The 14,534-nt window shown below is 65.6% G+C and carries 16 protein-coding genes; 4 read left to right on the top strand and 12 right to left on the bottom strand.

What is annotated here, in order from left to right; all coding sequences use genetic code 11:
* Positions 1 to 220 precede the first annotated feature (220 nt).
* Both gshA and NCT32_RS13865 read left to right on the top strand, forming a co-directional pair.
* Positions 221 to 1,840 (top strand): glutamate--cysteine ligase, encoded by a 1,620-nt coding sequence (gene gshA, locus NCT32_RS13870; RefSeq protein WP_061116634.1) that lies wholly within the window; start codon positions 221 to 223, stop codon positions 1,838 to 1,840.
* Positions 1,841 to 1,991: 151 nt separating this feature from the next.
* The gene (locus NCT32_RS13865; protein WP_250477239.1) at positions 1,992 to 2,558 is read left to right on the top strand and encodes a hypothetical protein; all 567 of its coding nucleotides are present in this window, start codon (positions 1,992 to 1,994) and stop codon (positions 2,556 to 2,558) included.
* 1 nt (position 2,559) lies between these two features.
* On the opposite strand, the gene NCT32_RS13860 is transcribed toward NCT32_RS13865, so the two are convergent.
* Together NCT32_RS13860 and NCT32_RS13855 are read right to left on the bottom strand one after the other, a co-directional pair.
* On the bottom strand, positions 2,560 to 4,122 hold the full coding sequence (locus tag NCT32_RS13860) for a DHA2 family efflux MFS transporter permease subunit (RefSeq protein WP_061116633.1): 1,563 nt from the start codon (positions 4,120 to 4,122) through the stop codon (positions 2,560 to 2,562).
* Positions 4,123 to 4,247: 125 nt separating this feature from the next.
* Complete coding sequence (locus tag NCT32_RS13855; RefSeq protein WP_061116632.1) at positions 4,248 to 4,742, bottom strand: MarR family winged helix-turn-helix transcriptional regulator; 495 nt, start codon at positions 4,740 to 4,742, stop codon at positions 4,248 to 4,250.
* 203 nt (positions 4,743 to 4,945) lie between these two features.
* On the opposite strand from NCT32_RS13855, the gene NCT32_RS13850 reads away from it, so the two are divergent.
* Both NCT32_RS13850 and NCT32_RS13845 read left to right on the top strand, forming a co-directional pair.
* The gene (locus tag NCT32_RS13850; RefSeq protein ID WP_061116631.1) at positions 4,946 to 5,224 is read left to right on the top strand and encodes a hypothetical protein; all 279 of its coding nucleotides are present in this window, start codon (positions 4,946 to 4,948) and stop codon (positions 5,222 to 5,224) included.
* Between the two features lie 184 nt (positions 5,225 to 5,408).
* The gene (locus NCT32_RS13845; RefSeq protein ID WP_061116630.1) at positions 5,409 to 6,953 is read left to right on the top strand and encodes an efflux transporter outer membrane subunit; all 1,545 of its coding nucleotides are present in this window, start codon (positions 5,409 to 5,411) and stop codon (positions 6,951 to 6,953) included.
* 3 nt (positions 6,954 to 6,956) lie between these two features.
* On the opposite strand, the gene NCT32_RS13840 is transcribed toward NCT32_RS13845, so the two are convergent.
* From NCT32_RS13840 to gspF, 10 genes are all read right to left on the bottom strand, one after another.
* Positions 6,957 to 7,736 (bottom strand): type II secretion system protein N, encoded by a 780-nt coding sequence (locus tag NCT32_RS13840; RefSeq protein WP_061116629.1) that lies wholly within the window; start codon positions 7,734 to 7,736, stop codon positions 6,957 to 6,959.
* On the bottom strand, positions 7,733 to 8,236 hold the full coding sequence (gene gspM, locus NCT32_RS13835) for a type II secretion system protein GspM (RefSeq protein ID WP_061116916.1): 504 nt from the start codon (positions 8,234 to 8,236) through the stop codon (positions 7,733 to 7,735). Before gspM ends, NCT32_RS13840 begins: the two co-directional genes overlap by 4 nt.
* On the bottom strand, positions 8,233 to 9,579 hold the full coding sequence (gene gspL, locus NCT32_RS13830) for a type II secretion system protein GspL (protein ID WP_061116628.1): 1,347 nt from the start codon (positions 9,577 to 9,579) through the stop codon (positions 8,233 to 8,235). The genes gspM and gspL overlap by 4 nt, the downstream gene beginning before the upstream one ends.
* Positions 9,580 to 9,615: 36 nt before the next feature.
* Positions 9,616 to 10,734 (bottom strand): type II secretion system minor pseudopilin GspK, encoded by a 1,119-nt coding sequence (gene gspK / locus NCT32_RS13825; RefSeq protein WP_061116627.1) that lies wholly within the window; start codon positions 10,732 to 10,734, stop codon positions 9,616 to 9,618.
* On the bottom strand, positions 10,731 to 11,405 hold the full coding sequence (locus NCT32_RS13820; RefSeq protein ID WP_086960773.1) for a type II secretion system protein J: 675 nt from the start codon (positions 11,403 to 11,405) through the stop codon (positions 10,731 to 10,733). Before NCT32_RS13820 ends, gspK begins: the two co-directional genes overlap by 4 nt.
* Positions 11,383 to 11,772: a type II secretion system minor pseudopilin GspI gene (gene gspI, locus NCT32_RS13815; RefSeq protein WP_061116625.1), complete on the bottom strand. Its 390-nt coding sequence runs from the start codon at positions 11,770 to 11,772 to the stop codon at positions 11,383 to 11,385. Before gspI ends, NCT32_RS13820 begins: the two co-directional genes overlap by 23 nt.
* Complete coding sequence (locus NCT32_RS13810; RefSeq protein WP_035499420.1) at positions 11,772 to 12,245, bottom strand: GspH/FimT family pseudopilin; 474 nt, start codon at positions 12,243 to 12,245, stop codon at positions 11,772 to 11,774. The genes gspI and NCT32_RS13810 overlap by 1 nt, the downstream gene beginning before the upstream one ends.
* 29 nt (positions 12,246 to 12,274) lie before the next feature.
* Positions 12,275 to 12,745: a type II secretion system major pseudopilin GspG gene (gene gspG / locus NCT32_RS13805; RefSeq protein ID WP_061116624.1), complete on the bottom strand. Its 471-nt coding sequence runs from the start codon at positions 12,743 to 12,745 to the stop codon at positions 12,275 to 12,277.
* Positions 12,746 to 12,901: 156 nt separating this feature from the next.
* Positions 12,902 to 13,315 carry a hypothetical protein gene (locus NCT32_RS13800; RefSeq protein WP_061116623.1) on the bottom strand — a complete coding sequence of 138 codons (414 nt, stop codon included), beginning with the start codon at positions 13,313 to 13,315 and terminating at the stop codon, positions 12,902 to 12,904.
* Entirely contained in the window at positions 13,315 to 14,532 is a 1,218-nt protein-coding gene (gene gspF / locus NCT32_RS13795) for a type II secretion system inner membrane protein GspF (RefSeq protein ID WP_061116622.1), read from the bottom strand. The genes NCT32_RS13800 and gspF overlap by 1 nt, the downstream gene beginning before the upstream one ends.
* Between the last annotated feature and the right edge of the window lie 2 nt (positions 14,533 to 14,534).

Below are 14,534 nucleotides of genomic sequence, written 5' to 3'. Positions count from 1 at the left end.
GGCGCTCGCCGTCGACAGACGCGCGAGCGCTTCGATCTCCCCCGCGAGCCGCGCGAACCGGCTCCACCGCGCGGCCACGCGTCCCGCGAACGTCCCGAAAACCCCGCAATCCCTTGCCAGTTCTGGGCGCAAGCACGCCTTACACCGAGATGTTAAAGTGCCCGCTACCCTAAAAATACGACCGGGCGCACGCCGCTCGCGCTCCTCGCAGAACGCTTCAATGGCAAACAAGAATTCCGCTCACACCAAGGCCGGCGCTTTCGAGCGCAGGCTTGCCGCGCTCGCGTCCGGCCCGCACGCCGACGCGTTGCGTCAAGGCTTGCGCGGCATCGAGAAAGAAAGTCTGCGCGTGACGCCGCAAGGCAAGCTCGCCGTGACGCCGCATCCGCGCGCGTTCGGCTCGGCGCTGACGCATCCGCTCATCACGACCGATTATTCCGAGGCGCTCGTCGAGCTCATCACGCCCGCCGAATCCGATGTGTCGATCACGCTCGATCGCCTCGACGCGCTGCATCGCTTCGCCTACGCGCACATGGGCGACGAGCTGCTGTGGAACAACTCCATGCCGAACTCGCTACCGCCCGAGGACGAGATTCCGTTCGGCTATTACGGCACCTCGAATATCGGCAGGTTGAAGAATGTGTACCGGCGCGGGCTCGCGCTGCGTTATGGCCGCACGATGCAATGCATCGCGGGCATCCACTACAACTATTCGCTCAGCGAAGACGTGTGGCGCGCATGGCAGGCGCTCGACAAGACCAGCACGCTATCCGCGAAAGACTTCCAGTCCGAACGCTACTTCGCGCTGATCCGCAACTTCCGTCGCACGAACTGGCTGTTGATGTATTTGTTCGGCGCATCGCCGGCGCTGAACAAGCGCTTCGTCGAAGGCAAGGCGCATCATCTCGAAAGATTCGATGGCGACACGTTCTACTTGCCGCACGCGACCAGCCTGCGCATGAGCGATCTGGGCTACGCGAACAATCCCGCGCAGGCGGACCTGCTGCCGAGCTACGACAACCTCGACGCCTATCTCGATGTGCTCGCCAAAGCCGTGAGCCAGCCGTATGCGCCGTATGAAGCCATCGGCACGCGGCGCAACGGCGAATGGGTGCAGATCAACGCAAACGTCCTGCAGATCGAAAACGAGTTCTACTCGACGATCCGCCCGAAACGCGTCGCGCACTCGGGCGAGCGTCCGCTGCACGCGTTGGCTGAGCGCGGCGTGCAGTACATCGAAGTGCGTTGCCTCGATATCGATCCCTTCGAGCCGACCGGCATCTCGCTGGAGACGGCGCGCTTCCTCGACGCCTATCTGCTCTACTGCGCACTGGAGGACAGCCCGCTGCTGTCGTACGACGCCAACATCGAGGCGAACGGCAATTTCAGCACGGTGGCGAAGGAAGGGCGCAAGCCTGGGCTCGCGCTGCAACGTGATGGCGCAAGCGTGCCGATGCAGCAGTGGGCCGAAGCGCTTTTCGATGCGATCGAACCCGTCGCGAAGACACTCGACGCGCTCAACGGCAACGACGAACACACGCGCGCACTCGGGGCGCTGCGGCCGCGTATCGCCGATGCATCGCTCACGCCGTCCGCTCGCGTCTTGCACACGATGCGCGACAAGCAGCAAACCTTCGACGAGTTTGCGCTCGAACTCAGCGCGCGGCACGCGGAAGGCTTCCGCGCACGGCCGCTTTCCGTCGACGAAGAGCGCGCGATGGAAGAGCTTGCTGCAAAATCGCTGGTGGAACAGGCGGTGGTCGAAAGCCGCGACACCGAATCGTTCGATGCCTTCATCGCGGCGTATCAGGTCTACACGCTAAATCCCGCGAGCGCGTGATCGCGCCTGTTGCTTCGAGCAGGATTTTCCGCCTCAGCGCCTCGGCGCGCCGGCAATTCCTACCGGCTTATGCAACAGAGGGAAACGCGTCACAACGTCATCCGATTTGACGAGTCAAAATATGGCCGACTTTTCGACGATCGGGGGTGCAATGAACAAGAAGTTCTTCGGCGCAGTCGCGCTGGGGGCGGCGGCGCTCGCGCTTTTGAGCGGGTGCGCGGTGCAGGATCAGGTCAGCAGCACCACGATGGAGCAGGCCACGCAACCGCTTACATGCATGAGCAAGGCCGAATGCGACGCGTGGTGGGCGCGCGCGCAAGTGTGGGTGACCAACCATTCGGAGTACAAGCTGCAGACCGTCACGGATTCGATTATCCAGACCGCCGGGCCGTCGAGCGGCAAACGCGCGCTCGCGTACCAGATCACCAAGACGCCGACCAACGAGGGCACCGCGACCATCGGTTTCGCGGCGCATTGCGACAATCCGCTCGGCTGCCAGCCGAATCCGTGGGAGGCGGGCGCCGACTTCAAGCAGTTCATTCGAAACGGTCCCGGGCTGCGGAAAACGGCGACGCCGCAGGCCGGTACGATGCCGCCCGCCGCACCTGCACCCGCGCCTGCGCCGAGCGGCGTGCAGGTCAGTCCGCTGGATCAGCCGGTTCCGCTCAACCTCGAAAGCCAGCCGGGCCAGTCGGCGGCGCCGCTCACGCCTCAATAATCTAGTGTCCCATCGAGGCTGACGCGCCCTTCTTCGGCCGCGTCAGCCAGACCATCACGGCCAGCACCAGAAACGCATAGAACGAGATGCGGAAGAAGTCATTGGTTGACATCATGTACGCCTGCGCCGACACCACGCGATCCAGTTGCGCCGTCAGCGCCTGTCCCGACAGGCCGAGTCCCGAAAGCAGATCCGAGTATGCCGTCGTGCCGGCCGAATACGGCGTGACCGATTCGGTGAGCCGCGCGTGATGGCGGATCATGTCGTTCTCCCAGAAGGTCGTGCTGACCGCGGTGCCGATCGCGCCTGACAAGGTCCGCAAAAAGTTCGACAAACCCGCCGCTCCTGCAAGCCGCTCGTCGGAGACGCTGGACAGCGTGATCGTCGTCATCGGCACGAAGAAGCACGCGACACCGATACCCTGAATCAGCCGCGGATAGATGATCTGGTGAAACGGCGTGTCGAGCGTGAAAGTCGAGTTCCAGTGCGACACGAAGGCAAACGTGAGGAACGCAAAACTCGCGACCACACGCAGATTCAGCCGATGCATGTTCTGCCCGATGATCGGCGACAGCACCAGCGCGAGAATGCCGACCGGCGCGGTGGCAAGGCCCGCGAGCCACGGCGTGTAGCCGAGCACGGTCTGCAGCCACAGCGGCAGCACCACGACCGAGCCGAAGAACGCAAGAAAGCCGAGCGACGTGATCAGCACGCCCATCGCGAAATTGCGGTCGCGGAAAAGCGAAAGATCGATCACGGGCTCCTTCTCCGTCAGCTCCCACGCGAACATGAAGGCGAGCGACACCGCCGACACGATTGCCAGCGTCACGATGAAGCTGGAGCTGAACCAGTCGCGGTCCTTGCCGAGGTCGAGCATCATCTGCAGGCTCGCGACACCGATCACGAGCAGCGCGAGCCCGACGCCGTCGATGCGCTGCTTCGTTGTCTTCGTCTCGTGGCCGCGCAGCAGGAAGAACGCGATGGCCGCCGAAAACACGCCGATCGGCACATTGATATAGAAGATCCACGGCCAGGTGAAGTTGTCGGTGATGTAGCCGCCCATCACCGGGCCGAAGATCGGCGCGACGATAACGGTCATCGCCCAGAGACCGAGCGCGAGGCCGCGCTTTTCGGGCGGATAGCTGCGCATCAGGATGGTTTGCGACAGCGGGACCATCGGGCCGGACACGAGACCTTGCAACAGCCGGAACGCAATCAGCGATTCGAAGTTGTGCGCGAGGCCGCAGAGCGCCGATGCGATCGAAAACAGCAGCACGGAAATGGTGAACAGCTTCACCTCGCCGACGCGGCGTGCGAGCCAACCGGTCAGCGGCACCGCAATCGCGGACGCGACGGAGTACGACGAGATTACCCATGTTCCTTCGCTCGTCGCGACGCCCAGATTGCCGGAGATGGTCGGCACCGCGACGTTCGCGATCGACGTGTCGAGCACTTCCATGAAGGTGCCGAGCGCGAGGCCCATCGTCAAGAGGGCGAGGATGCCGCCTGTGAGCGGCATGGGCGTGGGCGGGGTTGCGGGCGTGCTGGTCGAGGATGTAGACATCTTTCAGTTCTCCGGCGCGTGGACGGCGCTCAAAACGCGCATCGCACGCAAACTATTTCTTGTCGCGGCATTCTCTGCCCAGACAGTGAAAGCGGCGCTATAGACGCCGAATTTTGTCAGGTTAATCAGGCTAGATCGTCATCGAGCGTGCATGGAGCGCAATCGCCCGCCGGCGTGTTTCCGATGATGCGCGCGAGCATCGCAATCAGCAGGTCCAGTTCCGCGGGGCTGAAACCGCGCAACTGCTCATTGAGCACCGCCGCACCGATCACCGGTAAACGCTTGGCGGCATCGCGTCCGCGCTCCGTCAGACTGAGCTCGACGACTCTCCGATCCGCCTCGCTGCGCGCGCGGCTCACGAAGCCCTTCTTTTCGAGCCTGTCGAGCATGCGCGTCATCGAGCCGCTGTCGTAGGACATTTCGCGCGACAACTCGAGCGGCGTGCGCGCCCGCCCCGACGCCAGCATGAGCATCACGCCGATTTGCGGCGATGTGAGGTCGAGCGGCTTCAGCGCCTGATCGGTTCGCATGATGAGTACATTGCGCGCCTTGGCGAGGTAATAGCCGAGGCTCGTTTCGAGCTGAATCGTGGCGGGATCGTAAAGCGGTTCGCTATTCATGCAACGTGGAAAGCGGCTGGTGCAGGTCTGCGACTAGGTCGCGTCTCTATAAGGCAACAATTCCGAAAAAGCAATCAGCAGTATCTTGAAAAGTAGTTGCACAGTCAATATTATTCTATGCAACGAGTTATGCGCTTGATGCGCCGCCCGAGACTATGTTCTGACCGCCTGCCGTCGTTCGCCGACGCCCGAGAGACCTTCCAATGACCCGCTTTGTTCGCACCGCCCGCCGACGCTTCGGCCCCATCAGCAGCATGCTCGCCAACGCTTCACGTCACTTCGTCCCGCCGAAGCTGAGCTCGTGGAAACTCGCGTTGTATCTGATCGTGTTCCTGCTTCCGGGCGGTTCGTTCGTGGTGCTGGGCATGGGATGGTTCGAGAACCGGCATCGGCGCAAGGCGACGGCATCCGCGCCGACGAAGGCGCCCTCCCGATCCCTTCTCGCCGCGCCGTGCCCCGGCGGCGGCGCCAGCGGCGCGTGACCCACCCGTAACGCGTCGTAACCTATTCCCGCTGCCGCGTAACACCCGCCTTACGGCGAACCCGTTACGCTAACGTCTGCCTGACGAGCGCGCATGATAAGCGCCCGTCGCGTTCCGTTACCATTTCGGCTTGCCGCGTCCGTCGCTTCGGAGGCGCGGCGCCGACAGGAATTCCGACAAGCAGATGCCGCATCGCCCCGCCTTTCCCGCTTTCCCCGTTACGCGCCCGCTGACCGCCGCCGCGCTCGCCGCCACGCTTGCGGTCTTCATCGCCGGTTGCGCGGTCGGCCCCGATTATCAGCGCCCCGCGGCAACGATCCCGGCCAGCTACAAGGAAGCGCCCGAAGGCTGGAAGGTCGCGCAGCCCGGCGACCAGGCCGATCGCGGAACCTGGTGGACCGTCTATAACGACGAGCGCCTCAACGACCTCGAAGCGCGTCTGAATCAGTCGAATCAAAGCATTGCGCAGTTCGCGGCCGCTTACCGGCAGGCGCGTGCGCTCGTCGGCGAGGCGCGCGCGGCATATTTCCCGACGATCGGCGCGTCGGCTTCGGCTTCGCGTTCCGGAACCGGCGCAGGCAACCGGTCGACCAACAGTTCCAGCTTCGGTCAGCAGGGTTCGGTGAACAACCAGTTCAGCCTCGCGCTCGACGCATCGTGGGAACCGGACCTGTGGGGCAGCGTGTCGCGCACCGTCGCCGCGCAAACGGCGGGGCAGCAGGGCGCCGCCGCCGATCTCGCCAACGCGCGGCTGTCCGCGCAGGCCACGCTCGCGCAAGACTATTTCCAGTTGCGCTCGCTCGACGCGCAGCAGAAGCTTCTGGACGAAACCGTCGCAGCCTACGAGCAATCGCTCAAGCTCACGCAGAATCAGTACGCGCAAGGCATCGTCGCGCGTTCCGACGTGATTCAGGCGCAGACGCAATTGCAATCCGCGCAAGCTTCCGCCATCGACAACGGCGTCGCGCGCGCGCAGTTCGAACATGCGATCGCGGTGCTCGTCGGTGAGCCGGCTTCGACCTTCTCGCTTCCGCCGATTCCGCTCGACGCGACGCCGCCCACCGTGCCCGTGCAGATGCCGTCCGCGATTCTCGAGCGTCGGCCGGATATCGCATCGGCGGAGCGCAAGGCGGCGGCGGCAAACGAGCAAATCGGCATCGAAATGGCCGCCTATTTTCCGACGCTCACACTCTCCGCACAGGGCGGCTTCGAAAGCTCGGTGCTGTCGCAATTGCTGCGCGCGCCGTCACGTTTCTGGACGCTCGGGCCGGACATCGCCGCGACCATTTTCGACGGCGGCCTGCGCTCCGCGCGCACGGAAGCCGCGCGCGCCGCCTACGACCAGAACGTCGCGACGTATCGGCAAACGGTGCTGACCGCGTTCCAGGACGTCGAAGACAATCTCGCGTCGCTGCGCATTCTGGAAAGGGAAATCGTGGTGCAGCAGCAGGCCGTCGAATCGGCGCAGCAGGCGCTCGCGATCATCAACAATCAGTACAAGGCGGGAACGGTCGCGTTCATCAGCGTGCTGACCGCACAGACCACCGCGTTCACCGCGCAGCAGAAGCTGGCGAATATCGCGGGGCAGCGAATGGTGTCGTCGGTGGGACTGGTGAAGGCGCTCGGCGGCGGCTGGGATGTCGCGCAAATGAATCGCGAAACGGGCGGCGTGGAAGCGCCCGCCGCGGCTGCGTCCGCTGCAAGCGCGACGCAAACCGCCAATCGCTGATTTTTAACGCATGAAGGTCAGCGCAACCGTATCCGGATCGGTATGACGGCCGAGCAGGTTCAGAAGGCCTGCGAGGTTTTCACGCTGATTCGGCGCAGCCGTCGCGGTGCCCTGAAACGACGTCGATTCCGGCGAGATCGAGCCGTTGCCGGTCAGCATGAGCGGCCCTTTGCTCGTCGAAAGATCGATCGTCGCGGATGCGCCCTGCGCCTGCAGCGCCACGCGATACGAACCGAGCGGCTTGACACGCGAGACGCGCGAAGCCATGTCGTCGAGCGTGACGACCAGTTGGCCGTACGTGTTGCGGTTGAGCAAGCGGAACTCGGTCCACGAAAGCCGCACGCTGCCATCGAAGTCGAGCGTGTTGAACGGAGCGCCCAGACCCGCGAGCAGCGTCGCAGGCACGGCGATCTGGCCTGGCGTGACTGTCGCGCCGCGCGTCGTGGCATCGACGGTCACGGCGTCGGGCATCGCGTCGGTCTGGCGCATCGTCATGTGCACGCGGCCGGTGAAGAGCGGCAGAAAGGACGTCGTCCATTCGATGCGCCCCGGCAGAAGCGTCGCGCCCGCGCCGTCGTTGCCCGCGGCGAGCATCAGCGTGGCCGAGCCGCTCCACAGCGAGCCCGCCGGATCGACCAGGTTCACGTGGCCGCCCGTGGCCTTCGAAAATTGCGGCACGATCCACGCGGCGGGCATCATGGCGAGCAGCGTGCCGGCGACCGATATCACCATCACGAAAAGCGCCGGCAGCGCGAGCCGGAAACGTCGCGTCCAGTAACTCATTTCGCGCCGGCCGGTTGCAGCGACGCCGTCAGATCCACTTGGCCATCCGGCTTCAGCGCCGTGACGTGCGCCTCCGATACCTGCACTTTGAACTGCTTGCGCGCGTCGTCGAGCCACATCGTCCAGTTCGGGAACGACGCGTTCTTCAACTGAATCTGCACCGCCGCGCCGATCACCTGGATCTGCGTCGGCTGCATGCCGTTGTCGGCAAGCGACTTCGCGAGCGCATCGCGCAACGCGCCGCCCGTCGGCATCACGCCTTCGGCGGCGGGCGCGAGCGAGCGCGCGTCGTTGGCCTGCGCGGTCATCGTCGCGAGCTGGCGCTGCATCACGGGCAGGCTTTCGCGCAGCCGCGCGCGGCCTTCGTAGGCGGGCGCCCACAGCACGAGATACACGAGCGCGAGGCCGAGCGCGAGGCCGCCCCACATCAGGAGCGTCTTTTCGCGCGGCGTGCGCACTTCCCAGAATTCCGACAGTGAACGTGCGATTTCCGCTTTCATTGGCCGCTCCTGATCGTCCATTTGCCGGTGTTGCTATCGATCGAACCGTTCAGGCCGTTCGCGGCGAGGCGCTTCGTCAGGTCGGGATCGACCTTCGTTTCCGGCTTGAAGGTCACTTCCAGATGACGGTCGCGATAATCGAGGGCCGCGACGCCGTTCACCGGCACGGGCCCGAGCGAGCGCGCGAGTCCGTCCGCGAGCGAGAGGAAATCCGATGGCGACAGCTCGCCCGACGCCACACGCAGGCGATCGAGATTGCGCGTCATCTGATCGGGCGCGTCGAGCACGACGGTCGTTTTCGGAAATGTGTTGAGCAGCAGATCGGTTTCCTGCGCGGCAATCGCGTCGCGCTGACGCGCGAGTTGCAGCCATTGCACGTTGATGCCGATGATCGACACGACGATCGACGCCGCCACGAGCGCGATCGGCACGCGCAGGCGCCGCATCGTCGCGCGGTCGAGCCGCCACGGCTGCGCGGCGAATTCGAACTGGCACAAGTCGAAGCGGCTCGCGACGGCATTGCGCGCGAGCGTTTCGAATGTGACGGGCTGCGCGCCGGCGACCGCGGCTGCGGCATTGCGCGAACCCGACAGGCGCGGCTCGTCGCCGGGAAGATCGGCGAGCGAATAGAGCGTCACGGGATGATCGCCCGCGAGTGCCGCGAGTGTCGCTGAAATCGAATCGGCGGGCAGCGCGAGGCCTTCGCCGAGCGCCGCGCGTTCGCCGCGCGCAATCGCGATTTCGATGCGCGGCGCACCGAGCGCGGCCGGCGAGGGCGCGGCCAGCTCCCCGATCAGCGCAGGCGCGGTCGAGACGACCTGACCGAGCAGCCCCGCGATGAAGGGCGTCGATGGCGCCTCCGTTGCCTCGCCTTCCGCGGCTTCTGCAACAGGCGGCACAGCCGCGACCGGCAGGCAGCGCATGGCAGGCACGGCCTTCACATTGCGATGCCCCGCGCCCGAAAACGCGCCCAGCACGAAGCGGAACCAGCCGCGATCGATCACGGCGAGCACGCGCTTGCCATCCGCGAGTTCGACCGGATCGACCGCGATGTGGCACGTCTGCGGATCCTGAATCAGTTGATCCTCGACGACGTTCGGCAGCGCCTGCCGCAAGCGCGGCCCCTTGAGCGGCGGCATGGAAGCGGCGAGCAGGAGCGTGTCGCGGGCCGCGACGATCAGCACGGTCGCGCTCGCACGCGGCAGAAGCCCGAGCGCCGCGCGGCCGACGCGCTGCGGCGCGCCGCGCTTGTCGAGCAGCAAAAACGGCAGATCCGGCAGATGCCACTCTTCCGAGCGCACCGCCGGATCACGCGGCGGTAATAAAACGATCAGTGTGCTCAATGGCCACTTCCTCTCATCAATGACTGCGGCACGTCTTCACAGCGCATCGCGCGTGTAGACGATGCGCGTCGTATGCGTCGTCGGGTCGCGATACACGAGCGTCGTGCGCTCCAGTTGCGCGCGTTCATGTTCGACGCGACCGTGGATCACGAAATACTTCGTGGTGACGTCCATCTCGTTCGGGTCCATCGACACCGTCTTGACGCCCGCGCCGGTCAGCGCGAGCTGCACGTTGCCGACATCGTGGAAGAACACCGTCTCCCGGCGCGCGACGAACGCCTGTCCCTGCGACAGGTTCATCCCCGGCACCACGGCCGCCACCACTTCGGCGGGCGCGGTGTTCATGTTCACGGCGGTCGTCGTCGGCAGCACGGTGACGAACGGCCGAAGCTTGGCGACCGCTTCCGGCGAGAAACCCGGCACGTCGAGCAGCGAATCGACGGTGATCATCTGCAAAGGCGCGACGGGCGCGTTGCTGTCCGCGTCCTTCAGTCCGGGATCGTCGGTGAAATTGCCGCCGCCCGTGCCGCCGCCTTGCGCGATCGCCGCCAGCGTCGTCGCTTCGTTGTTCGTGCCCGCCGCCGTGGTCGCGCTGTTGCCCGTCTGCGTCTGAAAGCGCGTGGCCGAGCGCGCGAGGCCCGCGCGCATCTGCAGCGCCACCGTCTTCGCGAGCGAGCCGTTGATGCCGAGCATCGTGAGCAGCCGCTGGAACGCCTGAATCTGCGCGACGTTGATGGTCAGCACGCCGGGCGTCGGCGTCGAGACCAGATTGCGCAGGTTGAACTTCGCCTGCGCGTCCTCGATCGAGCCGGACAAATAGGTCGATGCGCCTTGCTGCGCGCGCACTTCGCCGATCTGCCCGAGGAAATCCGACAGCTTCGTCTTCGCGATCGGCACGCCCCATACACCGCCGAGATACGTGACCGTGGGCGAGGTATCGGCTTCCGAGCGCAGGATGAGGCGCGTCCAGTCGAGCGCGCTGCGCGAAATCCACTGCGCCTGCGCGAGCAGCCGCTGATTCTCGATGCGGCGAATCTGCACCTGCTGGCGCCACAGCATGCCCGACACGAGAATCGCCGCGAGCGATACGACCAGGAGCGCGCTGATGATCGCGACGCCGCGTTGCCTCTTCGGATTTGGAGCGCGCATGCTCATTCTCCGACCAGAAACACGCGCGTGAGCGGCGTCGCGAGCGTGCGCGCGCCGACCGCGATCTGAATGCCCGACACCGCGCGCGCCAGCGGCGCGTTGCCGAGTTGCGGCACCTTCAGGTTGTTGCCGTTCTGGTTGATCTGCGCGAGCACGTCGGTCATGCGCGTCGTCCAGCCTTTTTCCGGAATGTAGACGCGCGTCGCGAGCGAGGCCACGCCGCCCATCAACGGAATCGAGCTCCAGCCATCGCCCGTATCGCCCGACGAGAGCGCGCGCCGCACTTCGCCGACGTTCGACAGCGGCGGCGACGCAAAGCGCACGATGCGCCCGTTCGACAGCCGGTAGCGCACTACCTGAAGCCGCGGCGGCGTACCCGGCGCGAACACGCCGCGCACGATCTGCAGCGAGCCGTTGCCGACCTGCACGGCGGGCTGGCCGGCTTCGTCGTCGGTGGCGGCCTGGCGCGCGTCGATACGCATCTGGTCGAACAATTGCGCGACGACGCGCTCGTCTTCCATCGCGTTCTCGATCGTCGCGCGGCCGCGGATCACCGAGTCGAGCCCGCGCCACGACAGCACCGCGAGCACCGCGAGAATCGCGATGGCGATCAGCATCTCCAGCAGCGTGAAGCCGCGCTGCTTTCTGCCGCGGTCAGAGCGAGCGGTTCGTTTCATTCGCCACCACCGTGACCATTTGCGCCAGATTCCCGGAGCGGCCGGGCGTCGAGACGAACATCTCGACGCGCCGGAAAATCGGATTGGGCGTCTGGCTCACGCGCTGCGTGCACAGGAGCTTCAGATTGCCCTGCGAGCAGTCGAAAGTGCGCGAGCCGATCGGCGGAAACTGATGCGAGAGCCGCAGTTGCGCGAGCTCGTTGTCCGCGCTCCAGCCCGCGAGCAGCCGCCGGTGCAGGTCCGCTTCGCCCGTCGCGAGCGAGCCGACCGCGCGCACCGATGCGGCGAGCGCCACCGCGATGATCGCCAGTGCGACGAGCACTTCGATCATCGTGAAGCCGCGCTGATGCCGACGATGTTCGCGCATCACCGCACCTGATAGCGGCCGTTGCCGCTTCCGACGATCGTCACGCGGCCCACGGCCGAGAACAGCGTGATTTCCATCGGCGCGTCGATGGCTTCGGTGCCGAACACGAGCCGGCTCACCGTTTTGTCCGAGTCGAGGAACTGGATCGACACGCCGGTCACGCCGCCTTCCCAGCGCCGCTGGCGCAAGAGGTCGTCGCGCAACGGGCGCCAGCCGTCTTCCGTGCGGATGTCGAAGCGAAAGCCGCCGTCGAGCGGCTGCCACGCGATCGGCCGCGCGCGCACCTGCGCCTCGTCGCCCGCGGATTCGAACAGCAGGGCGAGACGCTGCGCTTCCTCGTTGAGATCGGTGCGCGGATTGCGCGTCAGTTGCAGCGACGCGAGCGACACCAGCAAGCCCGCGATCACCAGCACGACGAGCATTTCGAGCAGCGTGAAGCCCGCGTTGCGTCGCGTATGTCGGTGCCTGTTCACGCCGCTTTCCTTCGTCTGCCGTCAGACGGTCATTGCCACGAGCCGACATCGGCATCGTTGCCTTCGCCGCCGGCCTTGTTATCCGCGCCGTAGCTGAACACGTCGATTTCGCCGTGCACGCCCGGATTCAGATATTGATACTGACCGCCCCACGGATCGGCCGGCAGGCGCTCGAGATAGCCACCGTCCTTCCAGTTATTCGGCACCGGCTCGGTCGACGGCTTTTCGACCAGCGCGCGCAGGCCTTGCTCCTGCGTCGGATAGCGGCCGTTATCGAGGCGATACAGCTTCATCGCCTGCATGATGGTGCCGATGTCCTGCTTCGCGGCGACGCGGCGCGCCTCGTCCGGGCGGCTCATGATCTTCGGCACGATCAGCGCGGCGAGAATGCCGAGAATCGCGATCACGACCATGATTTCGATCAGCGTGAAGCCGCGCTGACGGCGTCCTTGCGCCTGAGCCTGTTGAATTCGCATGCGGCGTTGGGTCCACAATTGCATGACTGCTACCTCTTGAATTGAAAATATCGTTTCCGGGCTCATGCCCGGTGATGATTGGAAAAATCGCGCGGCTTCCTGTCTTTCGGAAGCCGCCGGTCATTCTATCGATCCGCTTTCGTCGCGTGATTTCTGCCCGAGCGAGGCATCGCGTCGCGCTCAGCGCACCCAGATCGTCGGTCCGGGCGGATTCGGCGGCAGGAAGATCTCCGACTTCACGCCGTTGCGATCGATGATGATCGAACGCGCGCGCACTTCGGAGAGCTTCACGCCTTGCGTGAGCGGCCCGCCCAGCGACACGGCCTTCGCCGCTTCGCCGCCGTAGCTCACGATGGCCGCCGCGCCGCCCTGCAACGCGAGAATCCCGAACAGATGCACATCCGAATTGGCCTGACGTTCCAGCCGTCCACCGAAAATGGTCGCAGCCTGCTCGACCGACGGAGCACGCGTCGCGGCCGCGGCGGGCAGCGGCGCGGTCTGCCGCGAGGTCAGCGTGACGACCCAGTACGTTACCGTCACGCAGAAGAGCGCGAGCGCGGCGAGCGTCAGTAAGCGAGTTTGAAGGGCGTTCATCACTGCACCAGATTATTCAGTTCGATGATCGGCAACATCACGGCGAGCACGATCACCAGCACGACGCCGCCCATCGCCAGAATCAGCAGCGGCTCGAGCAGGCTCGTGAGGAACATCGTGCGCCGTTCGAGCTCGCGCGCTTCGCCTTCGGAAGCGCGGTCGAGCATCGTGGTGACGTCACCCGTCGCCTCGCCCGAGCGGATCAGGTGAACCAGCACGGGCGGAAACGTCTTCGTGTTGCCGAGCGCGCGCGACAGCGACGAGCCCTCGCGCACCCGCACGATCGCGTCGTCGACGTTCTCGCGCATCGCCGTGTTGCTGAGCGTTTCGCCCGCAGCCTGCAGCGCGCGCAGGATCGGCACGCCCGCGGCGGTCAGGATCGCGAGCGTGCTGGCGAAGCGCACCGTGTTGTAGCCGCGCACCAGCTTCCCGATGAGCGGCGCGCCGAGCAGCCAGCGGTCGAACGACATGCGCGGGCCGGGCCGCGCGAGGATGCTCTTCACCAGCCACGCGAATATCACGACGCCGATCAGCACCGCCCACCAGTAACTTCGGACGAAGGACGAGAGCGCCATCATCATGACGGTCAGGAAAGGCAGCGCCTGCTTCGTGCTCGCGAACACGTTCACGACCTGCGGCACGACATAGCTCAGCAGGAACGTGACGATGCCGAACGCGATGATCGTCACGATGCCCGGATACGTGAACGCCAGAATGATCTTCTGCTTGAGCGCGTTACGCTGTTCGATGTAGTCCGCAAGACGCGACAGCACGAGGCCGAGCTTGCCGGTGTGCTCGCCCGCCGCGACGAGCGCGCGATAGATCTCCGGAAAGTCCTTCGGATGCTGCGCGAGCGCGTTGGCGAAGGAATGGCCGCCGAGCACTTCGGCGCGGATCGCGGCCATCAGTTCGCGGATGTAATCGCGCTCGGACTGCTCCGTCAGCACCGCGAGCGTCTCGCCGAGCGGCAGACCGGCGATCAGGAGACTGGCGAGCTGGCGCGTGAGAATCGCCTGTTCGCGCTGCGACAGACGCCGCCCGAGCGACAGCCGCTGCTGGCGCTCGCCGCGCGTGCGCGTGCCCGCCGCCTCGACGACGAGCGGCGTCAGCCCCTGCGTGCGCAACTGGCTGCGCGCGGCGCGGGCGCTGTCGGCATCGAGCACGCCTTTCTGCGTCTTGCCCGCGTGGTCGATCGCTTCGAAACGAAAGGCCGGCATAC

The organism is Caballeronia sp. INML2 (genome assembly GCF_023631365.1).
Taxonomy (GTDB): domain Bacteria; phylum Pseudomonadota; class Gammaproteobacteria; order Burkholderiales; family Burkholderiaceae; genus Caballeronia; species Caballeronia turbans.
This window is presented reverse-complemented; position numbering and strand designations above follow the sequence as displayed.

Bases quoted from the DNA above. Each gene is read 5' to 3' on its own strand.
- gshA (WP_061116634.1), top strand. From the start codon at position 221: ATGGCAAACAAGAATTCCGCTCACACCAAGGCCGGCGCTTTCGAGCGC.
- NCT32_RS13865 (WP_250477239.1), top strand. From the start codon at position 1,992: ATGAACAAGAAGTTCTTCGGCGCAGTCGCGCTGGGGGCGGCGGCGCTC.
- NCT32_RS13860 (WP_061116633.1), bottom strand. From the start codon at position 4,122: ATGTCTACATCCTCGACCAGCACGCCCGCAACCCCGCCCACGCCCATG.
- NCT32_RS13855 (WP_061116632.1), bottom strand. From the start codon at position 4,742: ATGAATAGCGAACCGCTTTACGATCCCGCCACGATTCAGCTCGAAACG.
- NCT32_RS13850 (WP_061116631.1), top strand. From the start codon at position 4,946: ATGACCCGCTTTGTTCGCACCGCCCGCCGACGCTTCGGCCCCATCAGC.
- NCT32_RS13845 (WP_061116630.1), top strand. From the start codon at position 5,409: ATGCCGCATCGCCCCGCCTTTCCCGCTTTCCCCGTTACGCGCCCGCTG.
- NCT32_RS13840 (WP_061116629.1), bottom strand. From the start codon at position 7,736: ATGAGTTACTGGACGCGACGTTTCCGGCTCGCGCTGCCGGCGCTTTTC.
- gspM (WP_061116916.1), bottom strand. From the start codon at position 8,236: ATGAAAGCGGAAATCGCACGTTCACTGTCGGAATTCTGGGAAGTGCGC.
- gspK (WP_061116627.1), bottom strand. From the start codon at position 10,734: ATGAGCATGCGCGCTCCAAATCCGAAGAGGCAACGCGGCGTCGCGATC.
- NCT32_RS13820 (WP_086960773.1), bottom strand. From the start codon at position 11,405: ATGAAACGAACCGCTCGCTCTGACCGCGGCAGAAAGCAGCGCGGCTTC.
- gspI (WP_061116625.1), bottom strand. From the start codon at position 11,772: ATGCGCGAACATCGTCGGCATCAGCGCGGCTTCACGATGATCGAAGTG.
- gspG (WP_061116624.1), bottom strand. From the start codon at position 12,745: ATGCAATTGTGGACCCAACGCCGCATGCGAATTCAACAGGCTCAGGCG.
- NCT32_RS13800 (WP_061116623.1), bottom strand. From the start codon at position 13,315: ATGAACGCCCTTCAAACTCGCTTACTGACGCTCGCCGCGCTCGCGCTC.
- gspF (WP_061116622.1), bottom strand. From the start codon at position 14,532: ATGCCGGCCTTTCGTTTCGAAGCGATCGACCACGCGGGCAAGACGCAG.